This is a genomic window from Streptomyces sp. NPDC021749 (assembly GCF_040640655.1).
Classification (GTDB): Bacteria; Actinomycetota; Actinomycetes; order Streptomycetales; family Streptomycetaceae; genus Streptomyces.
On the sequence record NZ_JBFACE010000032.1, the window covers coordinates 1 to 12,489 of the forward strand.

At 72.3% G+C, this 12,489-nt stretch carries 12 protein-coding genes; 9 read left to right on the forward strand and 3 right to left on the reverse strand.

Annotation, left to right across the window (positions count from 1 at the left end; all coding sequences use genetic code 11):
• Window positions 1-91: 91 nt before the first annotated feature.
• The gene (locus AB0G35_RS26935) at window positions 92-490 is read right to left on the reverse strand and encodes a DUF1844 domain-containing protein (RefSeq protein ID WP_360954667.1); all 399 of its coding nucleotides are present in this window, start codon (window positions 488-490) and stop codon (window positions 92-94) included.
• Window positions 491-825: 335 nt separating this feature from the next.
• Here AB0G35_RS26935 and infC point away from each other — a divergent pair, with 335 nt between their 5' ends.
• From infC to AB0G35_RS26975, 8 genes are all read left to right on the forward strand, one after another.
• Entirely contained in the window at window positions 826-1,512 is a 687-nt protein-coding gene (gene infC / locus AB0G35_RS26940) for a translation initiation factor IF-3 (RefSeq protein WP_078866077.1), read from the forward strand.
• Window positions 1,513-1,636: 124 nt separating this feature from the next.
• On the forward strand, window positions 1,637-1,831 hold the full coding sequence (gene rpmI, locus AB0G35_RS26945; RefSeq protein ID WP_016576627.1) for a 50S ribosomal protein L35: 195 nt from the start codon (window positions 1,637-1,639) through the stop codon (window positions 1,829-1,831).
• Window positions 1,832-1,935: 104 nt separating this feature from the next.
• On the forward strand, window positions 1,936-2,319 hold the full coding sequence (gene rplT / locus AB0G35_RS26950; RefSeq protein WP_360954672.1) for a 50S ribosomal protein L20: 384 nt from the start codon (window positions 1,936-1,938) through the stop codon (window positions 2,317-2,319).
• Between the two features lie 154 nt (window positions 2,320-2,473).
• Window positions 2,474-3,328 (forward strand): RNA methyltransferase, encoded by an 855-nt coding sequence (locus AB0G35_RS26955; protein WP_360954675.1) that lies wholly within the window; start codon window positions 2,474-2,476, stop codon window positions 3,326-3,328.
• A gap of 83 nt (window positions 3,329-3,411) precedes the next feature.
• Window positions 3,412-4,554, forward strand: a complete 1,143-nt coding sequence (locus AB0G35_RS26960) for a PAS domain-containing sensor histidine kinase (protein ID WP_360954678.1) — start codon at window positions 3,412-3,414, stop codon at window positions 4,552-4,554.
• A 196-nt stretch (window positions 4,555-4,750) separates the two neighbouring features.
• Entirely contained in the window at window positions 4,751-5,875 is a 1,125-nt protein-coding gene (pheS, locus tag AB0G35_RS26965; RefSeq protein ID WP_360954681.1) for a phenylalanine--tRNA ligase subunit alpha, read from the forward strand.
• Window positions 5,875-8,400: a phenylalanine--tRNA ligase subunit beta gene (gene pheT / locus AB0G35_RS26970; RefSeq protein ID WP_360954684.1), complete on the forward strand. Its 2,526-nt coding sequence runs from the start codon at window positions 5,875-5,877 to the stop codon at window positions 8,398-8,400. Before pheS ends, pheT begins: the two co-directional genes overlap by 1 nt.
• Before the next feature lie 200 nt (window positions 8,401-8,600).
• The gene (locus tag AB0G35_RS26975; protein ID WP_360954687.1) at window positions 8,601-9,857 is read left to right on the forward strand and encodes a PP2C family protein-serine/threonine phosphatase; all 1,257 of its coding nucleotides are present in this window, start codon (window positions 8,601-8,603) and stop codon (window positions 9,855-9,857) included.
• A 62-nt stretch (window positions 9,858-9,919) separates the two neighbouring features.
• Here the strand turns inward: AB0G35_RS26975 and AB0G35_RS26980 are convergent, their stop codons facing one another.
• Window positions 9,920-10,777 carry a 3-hydroxybutyryl-CoA dehydrogenase gene (locus tag AB0G35_RS26980; RefSeq protein ID WP_360954690.1) on the reverse strand — a complete coding sequence of 286 codons (858 nt, stop codon included), beginning with the start codon at window positions 10,775-10,777 and terminating at the stop codon, window positions 9,920-9,922.
• Between the two features lie 159 nt (window positions 10,778-10,936).
• Between AB0G35_RS26980 and AB0G35_RS26985 the strand changes: the two genes are divergently transcribed.
• Window positions 10,937-12,166 (forward strand): family 10 glycosylhydrolase, encoded by a 1,230-nt coding sequence (locus AB0G35_RS26985; protein WP_360954693.1) that lies wholly within the window; start codon window positions 10,937-10,939, stop codon window positions 12,164-12,166.
• 84 nt (window positions 12,167-12,250) lie between these two features.
• Here the strand turns inward: AB0G35_RS26985 and AB0G35_RS26990 are convergent, their stop codons facing one another.
• Window positions 12,251-12,460: a DUF1918 domain-containing protein gene (locus AB0G35_RS26990; RefSeq protein ID WP_360954696.1), complete on the reverse strand. Its 210-nt coding sequence runs from the start codon at window positions 12,458-12,460 to the stop codon at window positions 12,251-12,253.
• Window positions 12,461-12,489: the final 29 nt, after the last annotated feature.

Here is a 12,489-nt window from a genome sequence, read left to right on the forward strand (position 1 = left end):
TGCTGTCGCGAGGGTGTCCAGGTCTGTCTTCACACACTGACATTGGACGCCCTCGTCCTATATCCGCAGGCCATCCCTTGGACTCATTCATCTAGCCGTAGACCGGCCCGGTGAACTTCTCCCCGGGACCCTGCCCCGGCTCGTCCGGGACGACCGAGGCCTCGCGGAAGGCCAGCTGGAGCGACTTCAGGCCGTCCCGCAGCGGTGCCGCGTGGTACGAGCCGATCTCGGTGGCGCTGGCGGTGACCAGGCCGGCCAGTGCCTGGATGAGCTTGCGCGCCTCGTCGAGGTCCTTGTGCGCCTCGCCGCCCTCGGCGAGCCCCAGGTTGACCGCCGCCGAGCTCATCAGGTGCACCGCGACGGTGGTGATCACCTCGACCGCGGGGACGTCGGCGATGTCACGGGTCATGGCGTCGAAGTCGGGGCCCGCCGGGTGGGCGGCACCGGACGGCTGCGGGGCGTCGGACGGCTGCGGGGTCTGGTCGCTCATGTCTGAAGGGCTTCTTCCTGATGAGGAGGGGTCGGCTCCAGCCTATGGCCCCGCTCCGCGGCCCCGGCGTCCGGGAGCGTCACCTTGACCGGCGGCGCCCGCCCGGCCGTGTACGAGTGGGGGCCAGGGCTTGACTCGTGTATCCTGGTGTTCCGACCGGCCGGACACTCATGTGACCGGCCCACAAGTGGAGGCTCCGTTCTCCCACCCGGCCGACCTCAGGTTGGCGGGTCAACGGTCCGGCTGCGCCCCGCGGAGACTTCGCGGCGGTGCTCCAGATCTATGTGGAGCCCCGCCTGTGTCCCGTCCGGGGCGTTTTTCATGTACCGGCGCGGTTGGTCACACCGAACAGACGTTACGCGGCAGTCCGCCAGGCCGTCGCGTGGTGCTACCGAGGAGGATCCATCAGCGCCGAGCCCCGCATCAACGACCGGATTCGCGTCCCCGAGGTGCGACTCGTCGGTCCCAGTGGCGAGCAGGTCGGCATTGTGCCGCTTGCCAAGGCCCTGGAGCTTGCGCAGGAGTACGACCTCGACCTGGTCGAGGTGGCGGCGAACGCCCGTCCGCCGGTCTGCAAGCTCATGGACTACGGAAAGTTCAAGTACGAGTCGGCCATGAAGGCCCGTGAGGCGCGCAAGAACCAGGCGCACACGGTCATCAAGGAGATGAAGCTCCGGCCGAAGATCGACCCGCACGACTACGACACCAAGAAGGGTCACGTCGTCCGGTTCCTCAAGCAGGGTGACAAGGTCAAGATCACGATCATGTTCCGTGGTCGCGAGCAGTCCCGCCCCGAGCTGGGCTTCCGACTGCTGCAGCGGCTCGCGGAGGACGTCCAGGAGCTCGGCTTCATCGAGTCGAACCCGAAGCAGGACGGCCGCAACATGATCATGGTCCTCGGTCCGCACAAGAAGAAGACCGAGGCGATGGCCGAGGCCCGTGAGGCGCAGGCCGCCCGCAAGGCGGAGCGCCAGGGTGGTGCTCCTGCGGAGGAGCCCGCCGGGGAGCCCGCCGAGGCGTGATCCATGGGCGCGAGCCCCGGATTCATGCCGGGGCAAGCCGCCCCGGACACCAACCGATACATCTGACGCTCCCGCCAGCCGGCCCGTGCCGGTGGGAGCGCCACTGACGAGGAGAGAACGGCGCATGCCGAAGAACAAGACGCACAGCGGTGCCAGCAAGCGCTTCAAGGTCACCGGCTCCGGCAAGGTGCTGCGCGAGCGCGCCGGCAAGCGCCACCTGCTTGAGCACAAGTCGTCCCGCGTGACGCGTCGCCTCACCGGCAACGCCGAGATGGCCCCGGGCGACGCCGCGAAGATCAAGAAGCTTCTCGGCAAGTGAGTCGCCGCGCCCCACTGACACGAGGGGGCGCGCGACTCGGACCGGGACTCAATCGAACCGGGCCGTGTGACGACAACCACGGCCCCGCTACAAGGAGTTAACAAGTGGCACGCGTCAAGCGGGCAGTCAACGCCCACAAGAAGCGCCGGGCGATCCTCGAGCAGGCCAGCGGCTACCGCGGCCAGCGCTCCCGCCTGTACCGCAAGGCGAAGGAGCAGGTCACCCACTCCCTCGTCTACAACTACAACGACCGCAAGAAGCGCAAGGGCGACTTCCGTCAGCTGTGGATCCAGCGCATCAACGCCGCTGCCCGCGCCAACGGCATGACCTACAACCGCTTCATCCAGGGTCTGAAGGCCGCCAACATCGAGGTGGACCGCAAGATCCTGGCCGACCTCGCGGTCAACGACGGCAACGCGTTCGCCGCGCTCGTCGAGGTGGCCCAGAAGGCCCTGCCGAGCGACGTCAACGCCCCGAAGGCTGCCTGAACCCCAGCCTGACGACGTGGCCGTCGCGACCTCCGCGGTCGTGACACCGTCGTGATCGGACCCGCAGGCCCCGGGCCTGCGGGTCCGCCGCTTTTCCGGCCCGGGCCGCCCGGTCCCGGCCCCCGCACCGAACCACAGAAGCGAGCCGCCGCCCATGGGCACCCCCGAGCTGATCTCCCCGCGTTCCCCGCGCGTCACCGCCGCCCGGCGGCTGGCCCGCCGCGCCTTCCGCGGCAAGGAGCGCCGGTTCATCGCCGAGGGCCCGCAGGCCGTACGGGAGGCCATCGCGCACCGCACGGACGGCGACGCCACGCTCATCGAGCTGTTCGCCACCGTCGAGGCCGCCGAACGGCACCACGAGATCGTCGGCGCGGCCCACGCGGCCGGGGTCCGGGTGCACCTCGCCGACGACCGGACCATCGGGGACATCTCCCAGACGGTCACCCCGCAGGGCCTGCTCGGCGTCTGCCGCTTCCTCGACTCGCCCTTCGAGGACATCCTCGCCGCCCGCCCGAAGCTGGTCGCGGTGCTCGCCCACGTCCGCGACCCCGGCAACGCCGGTACGGTGCTGCGCTGCGCGGACGCCGCCGGCGCGGACGCCGTGGTCCTCACCGACGCCTCCGTCGACCTGTACAACCCCAAGTCCGTACGGGCGTCGGTCGGTTCCCTCTTCCACCTGCCGGTCGCGGTCGGCGTACCGGTCGAGCAGGTGGTGGCCGGGCTGAAGGGCGCCGGGGCACGGATCCTCGCCGCGGACGGCGCCGGCGACCGGGACCTGGACGCCGAACTGGACGCCGGCTCCATGGGCGGGCCCACCGCCTGGGTCTTCGGCAACGAGGCCTGGGGGCTGCCCGAGGAGACCCGGGCGCTCGCCGACGCCGTCGTACGCGTCCCCATCCACGGCAAGGCCGAAAGCCTCAACCTCGCCACCGCCGCCGCGGTCTGCCTCTACGCCTCGGCCCGCGCCCAGCGCGGCCCCGGTGGCTGCCGCTCCGCGTCACCCGCCTGAGGGGCGTCCACCGGAACGTCCCGGCCCGCCCGGGGCGAGCTAGTAGTCTTGCGTGCCCGGGGGCCCGGAAGGGGGTAACGGGGATGAGTGTGAGGACTTCCGGCATCACAACACGCGACGACGGCAGCCCGTCCCAGCAGCCGGCCCGCGCGGTGGCGTCCGCCGCCCCGGGGACCGGGCTCGGGCTCGACCCCGACGACCTTCCGGACGGCCTGGTGGTCGCCGACGCGACCGGCCGGGTCATCTGCTTCAACGCCGCGGCCGCCAGGATCACCGGCCTCGCCCCGAAGGACGCGCTCGGCCGCCCCCTGGAGGAGGCCCTGCCGCTCCAGGACATCGAGGGCCGCCGCTGGTGGCGGCTGACCGATCCGTACGGCGGGCTGGCCATCCGCCGTGGCCAGCCCGAGCGCAACCTGCTGCTCGGCGGCCGCGAGGTGCTGGTCTCCGCCCGCTACGTCCGCGGCCGGCCGGGCGGGCCGGTCGAGCGGCTGGTGGTCGCGCTGCGCGGCACCGAGGCCCGGCGCCGCACCGAGCTCAGCCACGCCGAGCTGATCGCCACCGTCGCCCACGAGCTCCGCTCGCCGCTGACCTCCGTCAAGGGCTTCACCGCCACCCTCCTCCAGAAATGGGAACGCTTCACCGACGACCAGAAGCGGCTGATGCTGGAGACGGTGGACGCCGACGCCAACCGCGTCACCCGCCTGATCGCCGAGCTGCTGGACATCTCCCGGATCGACTCCGGAAGGCTGGAGGTGCGCCGGCAGCGGGTCGACATGATCGCCGCGGTGCGCCGGCACGTCCAGGCCCAGACCACCGCGGGCCAGCGGCCGGACCGCTTCCTGATCCGGATGCGGGAACCCCTGCCCGATCTGTGGGCGGACCCGGACAAGGTGGACCAGGTGCTGGGCAACCTCCTGGAAAATGCGGTGCGCCACGGCGAGGGAACGGTCACCATCGAGGTTGGACCGGCAACGGAAGCGACCAGCACGGAGGGGACGAGCGTCACCGTGAGCGACGAGGGCCCCGGCATCCCGGAGGAGTCGATGAGCCGCGTGTTCACCCGCTTCTGGCGGGGCAGCAAGCGCGGCGGCACCGGTCTGGGCCTCTACATCGTCAAGGGCATCGTCGAGGCCCACGGCGGCACGATCACGGTGGGCCGGGCCCCGGCCGGCGGCGCCCAGTTCCGATTTAGCCTGCCCGTCGCGGCCCCGGCCTTCATGGCATAAGGGGAAGCGGCGGGCGCCCCGCCCCGGGGGACCTCGGGCCTGCCGCGTCGCCCGTCCCCCTTAGACTTGACCTTTGGCACCTTTGGCGCACGGGCCTCGCGGGCGCAGCGCGGGCTCGGCCCTCACGACCCATGTGGTCGAAGAGCCGAGGCGAAGCGAGCCAAGCCAAGCCAGTCCACCGGAAGCACGGGAAGAGATGTCCGCACCCAATAAGTCGTACGACCCTGTCGAGGTCGAAGCCCTGAAACCGGAAGAGATCGCCGCCCGGCTGGACGAGGCGCTGGCCGCCGTCGCCGCCGCGGCCGATCTGGAGGAGCTGCGCGAGGTGAAGGTCGCCCACGCCGGTGACCGCTCGCCGCTCGCCCTCGCCAACCGGGAGATCGGTGCCCTGCCGCCGCACGCCAAGGCGGACGCCGGCAAGCGCGTCGGCCAGGCCCGCGGCCGCGTCAACCAGGCGCTCAAGGTCCGCCAGGAAGAGCTGGAGGCGGAGCGCGACGCGCGGGTGCTGGTCGAGGAGGCGGTGGACGTCACGCTGCCCTACGACCGCGTCCCGGCCGGCGCCCGGCATCCGCTCAGCACCTTCATGGAGCGGGTCGCGGACGTCTTCGTCGCGATGGGCTACGAGATCGCCGAGGGCCCCGAGGTCGAGGCGGAGTGGTTCAACTTCGACGCCCTGAACTTCGTGCCGGACCACCCGGCGCGCCAGATGCAGGACACCTTCTTCGTCAAGGCCAACGGCGCCCAGGGCGATGAGTCCGGTGTCGTGCTGCGCACCCACACCTCGCCGGTCCAGGCCCGCACGCTGGTCGACCGCGAGCCGCCGGTCTACGTCGTCTGTCCGGGGCGGGTCTACCGCACCGACGAGCTGGACGCCACGCACTCCCCGGTCTTCCACCAGATCGAGCTGCTCGCCGTCGACGAGGGCCTGACCATGGCCGACCTCAAGGGCACCCTCGACCACATGGTCCGGGCGCTGTTCGGCCCCGACATGAAGACCCGGCTGCGGCCGAACTACTTCCCGTTCACCGAGCCGTCCGCCGAGATGGACATGGTCTGCTACGTCTGCCGTGGCGAGTCCGTGGGCAACCCCGACCGTCCGTGCCGTACGTGCTCCAGCGAGGGCTGGATCGAGCTGGGCGGCTGCGGGATGGTCAACCCCAAGGTGCTCATCGCCTGCGGTGTCGACCCGGAGAAGTACAGCGGATTCGCCTTCGGGTTCGGAATCGACCGGATGCTGATGTTCCGGCACAACGTGGAAGACATGCGCGACATGTTCGAGGGCGACGTCCGGTTCACCCGGCCGTTCGGGATGGAGATCTGATGCGGGTCCCGCTTTCTTGGCTGCGGGAGTACGTCGACCTGCCGGCGACGGCGACCGGCCGGGACGTACAGGAAAAGCTCATCGCGGTCGGCCTGGAGGTCGAGACCGTCGAGCGCCTCGGCGCCGACCTCAAGGGCCCGCTGGTCGTCGGCCAGGTGCTGACCATCGAGGAGCTGGAGGGCTTCAAGAAGCCGATCCGCTTCTGCACGGTCGACGTCGGCCAGGCCAACGGCACCGGCGAGCCGCAGGAGATCGTCTGCGGCGCGCGGAACTTCTCGGTCGGCGACAAGGTCGTGGTCGTCCTCCCCGGCGCCGTGCTCCCCGGCGACTTCAAGATCGCCGCCCGTAAGACCTACGGCAAGGTCTCGCACGGCATGATCTGCTCCGGCGACGAGCTGGGCATGGGCGACGACGGCTCGCACGGCATCATCGTGCTGCCCCCGGAGACCGAGGTCGGCACCGACGCCATCGAGCTGCTGGAGCTCGTCGACGAGGTGCTGGACATCGCCGTCACCCCCGACCGCGGCTACTGCCTGTCGATGCGCGGCGTGGCCCGCGAGGCCGCCATCGCCTACGGGCTGCCGCTGCGCGACCCGGCGCTGCTGGACGTCCCGCCGCCGAACGCCGCCGGCTACCCCGTCCAGGTCGCCGACCCGATCGGCTGCGACCGCTTCACGGCACGCACGGTCACCGGCCTGGAGCCCGGCGCCCGCACCCCGCTGTGGATGCAGCGCCGGCTGCAGAAGGCCGGCATGCGCCCGATCTCGCTCGCCGTCGACATCACCAACTACGTGATGCTGGAGCTCGGCCAGCCGCTGCACGCCTACGACCGCGCCACGGTCGAGGGCCCGATCGGCGTCCGCCGCGCCACCCCCGGCGAGAAGCTGACCACCCTGGACGGCACCAAGCGCGCGCTGGACGCCGGGGACCTGGTCATCACCGACAACCGCGGCCCCATCGGGCTCGCCGGTGTCATGGGCGGCGCCAACACCGAGATCGCCGCGCCGGTCACCGACCCGGAGACCGGTCAGCTGCGCGGCACCACCGACGTCGTGATCGAGGCCGCGCACTTCGACCCGATCGCCATCGCCCGTACGGCCCGCCGGCACAAGCTGTCCTCCGAGGCGGCCAAGCGCTTCGAGCGCGGGGTGGACCCGGAGGCGGCGTCCGCCGCGGCCCAGCGCACCGTCGACCTGCTGGTGCTGCTCGCCGGCGGCACCGCCGAGGAAGGCGTCACCGAGGTCGTCTCGCCCCGCGGGCCGCGCACGATCACCATCCCGGCCAACCACCCGGACAAGGTCGCCGGCGTCACCTACGGCCGGGAGACCGTCGTCCGCCGCCTCCAGCAGGTCGGCTGCGACGTCTACGGCCAGGACGAGCTGGTCGTCACCGTGCCGTCCTGGCGGCCGGACCTCTCCGACCCCAACGACCTGGCCGAAGAGGTCATCCGGCTGGAGGGCTACGAGAACCTGCCCTCCACCCTGCCCAAGCCGCCGGCCGGCCGCGGCCTGACCGAGCGTCAGCGGCTGCACCGCAGGGTCGGCCGGGCGCTGGCCGGTGCCGGCTACGTCGAGACGCTGAACTACCCGTTCACCGGCTCGCACGTCCTCGACCAGCTCGGCATCGAGGCGGACGACCCGCGCCGCTCGGCGGTCACCCTCGTCAACCCGCTCTCCGATGAGGAGCCCGACCTCCGCACCACGCTCATCCCCGGGCTGCTGGGCGCGCTGCGCCGCAACTACGGCCGGGGCACGCACGACCTGGCGCTCTTCGAGACCGGTCCGGTCTTCCGGGCGACCGGTGACGAAAAGCCGGCCAGCCGGCTGGTCGTCGACCGCCGGCCGACCGACGACGAGATCGCCTCGCTGGACGCCTCGCTGCCGCAGCAGCCGCGGCGCGCCGCGGTGGTCCTCACCGGCCACCGCGAGCAGCCCGGCTGGTGGGGCGGCGGCCGCCCGTCCGGCTGGGCGGACGCTATCGAGGCCGGCCGTACGGTCGCCCGTGAGGCCGGTGTCGAGCTGATCGTCCGCCAGGACCAGCACGCGCCGTTCCACCCGGGCCGGTGCGCGGCGCTGCTCGCCGTCGTCGACGGCGAGGAGGTCCTCGTCGGCAACGCCGGTGAGCTGCACCCGCGGGTCATCAAGGCACTGTCCCTGCCGGAGCGCACCTGCGCGATGGAGATCGACCTGGACCGTCTGGAGCGGGCCGGCGCCGGCCCGCTGAAGGCGCCCACGATCTCGTCCTTCCCGGTCGCCACCCAGGACGTGGCGCTCGTCGTCGACGACTCCGTCCCGGCGGCGGACGTCGAGGCTGCGCTGCGCGACGGGGCCGGTGAACTCCTGGAGTCGCTGCGGCTGTTCGACATCTTCACCGGCGAGCAGCTCGGCGCCGGCAAGAAGTCGCTGGCGTACGCGCTGCGCTTCCGTGCCGCTGACCGCACGCTGACCGCGGAGGAGGCGTCGGCCGCCCGGGACGCGGCGGTGGCGGCGGCCGTGGAGCGGACCGGAGCGGTGCTGCGCGGCTGACCCGCGCACGGACCCGGGCGAGGGCGTGGACGGCACGGTCGTCCACGCCCTCGTCGTGTGCGGCGCCGATTTGTCGACGATCCGATCCATACACCATCACCCAATCGGGTGATGATCCACGATTCGTGGCGGAACGGACACGGAACGTCGCAAGAATCGATCCGGTCGAGCCAGGACCACCGGCTGGGGGAACGATCGGCATGATCCGAGCCTGGGCGAGGGCAGGCGCACGCACCGGGGCGCGCCGTGCCCGGCGTGGCTTCGTCCTCGTGCTGCCCGGACTCTGGGTGCTGGGCGTGGTCACCTGGGAGCTCTGCCAGCCGACCAGCGGCCGGCTGCTGCAACTCCTCGCCGCCGCGCCGGCCATCGCCTGTGCGGGCACCGGCCGCCGGCAGTGCGTACTGCTGGGCGGAGTGTGCGCGCTGGTCGCCCTGGTCCCGTTCGGTGTGGCCGGGGCCGGTCCCGGCCCGGGCACCCGCCTGGTGACCTGCGGGGCGATCCTCGCGGTGGTCGGCGCCAGCTATCTGACGGCCCGCCGCCGGCTGCGGCTGCTGCACGAGCTGGAACGCACCCGCGAGGTCGCCACGGCCGCCCAGCGGGTCCTGCTGCGGCCGCTGCCGCCGCGGATCGGCGGGCTGGTGCTGGCGGCCGACCACCTCTCCGCGAGCGAGGGCGCCGTCGTCGGCGGGGACCTCTACGAGGTCGTCGGTACCCGGTACGGCGTCCGGGCCGTGATCGGCGACGTCCGCGGCCACGGCCTCGCGGCCATCGGCACGGTCGGGGCGATGCTCGGCAGCTTCCGCGAGGCCGCGCACGACGAGCCGGAACTCGCCGGTGTGCTGCGGCGGTTGGAGCGGGCGCACCAGCGGCATCTGGGGGAGCGGGCACGCCGGCCGGACCCGGCGGACGGCGGCGCGGCGGGCCCGGCCGGGGAGGAGTTCGTGACGCTGCTGCTGGTGCAGATCGCCCCGGACGGCTCGGTGACGGCGCTCAACTGCGGGCACCCCTGGCCGTACCGCCTCGTGTGGCGGACGGTGGACCCGGTGGTGCAGCTCGCCCCCGGCGAGCCGATGCCCCCGCTCGGGCTGTTCCCGCTCCCGGAGGACGCGGCGCCGGTGTGCTGCGGACGGCTGGGGCCCGGGGAGGGACTGTTCCTGCACACCGACGGTGCGGTGGAGGCCCGGGACCGGGCCGGGGAGTTCTTCCCGCTGACGCAGCGGCTGCACCGCAGCGTGGCGACGGCCGCCGGGGCGTCCGGGCCCACGCCGGCCGGGGTGGTGGACGAGGTCCGGGAGGCGCTGCTGCGGCACGCCGGCGGGCGGTTACCGGACGACGTCGCGTTCGTCGTGCTCTGCGCGGACGGCACCGGCGGCGACCCGGCCGCAGCGATCACCGCCCCGGGTGCGCACGCCCCGCACGGTGCGGGGTTCACCACCCTCAACGGGCGGAGCGGTTGAGGGAAGGGGCGAAGGGCCGGCGGACGGTGCCCGCCGGCCCTGGGATCCTGCCGGGTCCGGGCTCAGTACGCGTAGAACCCCGACCCCGACTTCCGCCCCAGCCGCCCCGCGTCCACCATCCGCTGGAGCAGCGGGGGAGCGGCGTAGAGGGGCTCCTTGTACTCCTCGTACATCGACGCGGCGACCGAGGCGACGGTGTCCAGGCCGATCAGGTCGGACAGCTTGAGCGGGCCCATCGGGTGGGCGCAGCCCAGCTCCATGCCGTTGTCGATGTCCTCGCGGCTGGCGATGCCCGACTCGAACATCCGGATCGCGGAGAGCAGGTACGGGATGAGCAGCGCGTTGACCACGAAGCCGGAGCGGTCCTGGGCGCGGATGGCGTGCTTGCCCAGCACGTTCTGGACCAGTGCCTCGGACCGCTTGATGGTCTCCTCGCCGGTGGTCAGCGCCGGGATGAGCTCCACCAGCTTCTGCACCGGGGCCGGGTTGAAGAAGTGGATGCCGATGACCTGGTCCGGGCGGGAGGTGGCCACCGCCAGCTTCACCAGCGGGATCGAGGAGGTGTTGGACGCCAGGATCGCGTCCGGGCGGCTGACGACCTGGTCGAGAACCTGGAAGATCTCGGTCTTGACCTGCTCGTTCTCCACCACGGCCTCAATGACGAGATCGCGGTCGGCGAACTCCCCGAGGTCGGTGGTGAAGCTGAGCCGGTCGAGCGTCGCGTCGCGCTCCTCGGCGGTGATCTTGCCGCGTTCGGCGGCCTTGCCGAGGGAGTTGGTCAGGCGGGTGCGCCCCAGCTCCAGGGCCTCGCCCGTGGTCTCGGCGACCATGACGTCCAGCCCGGCGCGGGCACACACCTCGGCGATGCCTGCGCCCATCTGGCCGCAACCGACCACTCCGACGCGTTCGATGTCCGTCACCTCGTGCCTTTCGCTGATCTTCAGGACCGGCGGTACGCCGTATGGGTCCGGCGGCCGCCTCGGCCCCGACGTTACTCCGCGCGGTGCTGGGCGAGGGCTTCCGGGGCGGGCATTCTGAGCCCGCAGGACGGACGAACCGGACAAGCTGGGGAATTTCTGATGAGACGGATCACGCGCAGGGTGTTCGGCAGGGCAGCGATCGGAATGGCGGGCTCCGTGCTCGGGGCGGCGGCCGGCGGACCGGCCGGGGGAGCGGAGCGGCGCGAGATGCGCGGGATGTGGCTGGCGACCGTCGGCAACCTGGACTGGCCCTCGCGCCCGAAGCTGACCGCCGCCGAGCAGCAACGCGAACTGCGCGCCCACTTCGACGCGGCGGTCGCGCACCGGCTCAACACGGTGTTCTTCCAGGTACGGGCCGCCGCGGACGCGCTCTGGCCGTCTCCGTACGAGCCCTGGGCCGAGTCGCTGACCGGGCAGCAGGGGCGCGATCCGGGCTGGGACCCGCTGGACTTCGCGGTCCGCGAGGCGCACCGGCGCGGCCTCGAACTGCACGCCTGGTGCAACCCGTACCGGGTCGCCAACCACGCCGACCCGGACCGGCTCACCGCCGACCACCCGGCCCGCCGGCACCCCGAGTGGATCGTGCCCTACGGCGGCAAGCTCTACTACAACCCCGGCCTGCCCGAGGTCCGCACGTTCGTCCAGGACGCGACGCTCGACGCCGTGGAGCACTACTCCGTCGACGGGGTGCACTTCGACGACTACTTCTATCCGTATCCGGTCGCCGGCAAGAGCTTCGACGACGACGAGGCCTACGACACCTACGGCGAGGACTTCGACGACCGGGCCGACTGGCGGCGGGACAACATCGACCGGCTGGTGTACGAGATGGCGAAGCGGCTCGACGAGGGCGGCCGGCAGGAGGGCCGCCGGGTGCGGTTCGGGGTCAGCCCGTTCGCGGTCTGGCGCAACCAGGCCACGGACAAGAACGGCTCCCGCACCCAGGCCGGGGTCGAGACCTACGACGACCTCTACGCCGACACCCGCCGCTGGGTGCGCGAGGGCTGGCTGGACTACATCGTGCCGCAGGTCTACTGGCCGATCGGCACCAAGGCCGCCGACTACGCCGAACTGGTGCCGTGGTGGTCCCGGACGGTGGACGGCACCGGCGTCGACCTCTACATCGGCGAGGCGCTCTACAAGGCGGGCGACAGCCAGCCGGCGGGCTGGCGGAACCCGGCCGAACTGTCCCGCCACCTCACCTTCGCCCACGGCTACCCGCAGGTCGGCGGGCACGTCTACTTCTCGGCGAAATCGGTGGCCAAGGACCGGGTGGGTGCGCTGGCCAGGGTCGTGCGTGACCACTACGGCAGCGCGGCACGGTCCTAGGGCGCTGCCCTGGGCCCGCCCGCGCGGCACGGGTCGGGTGGCGGGGCCTCGCGGCCCCGGTGGTCCTCGGTCGGTCGAGGGGTGTTACCGGCCGGGTTCGACGTCGGAGGTCTTGGCGTGCCGGACGACCGAGTCGGGCCCGGGCGACACGATCGCCTCGTGTCCGTCCTCCGCGCGGACGCGGTAGGGCGGATCGCCGTTCGTGCCCAGTACCTCGACGATTTCCACGACCTTGTCGTGATGCCCGACGGTCCTGCCGTGCACCACCAGCCGGTCGCCCTTGGTCGCGTGCATCAGGGTCCTCCCCGCTTCGGGCGGCCATG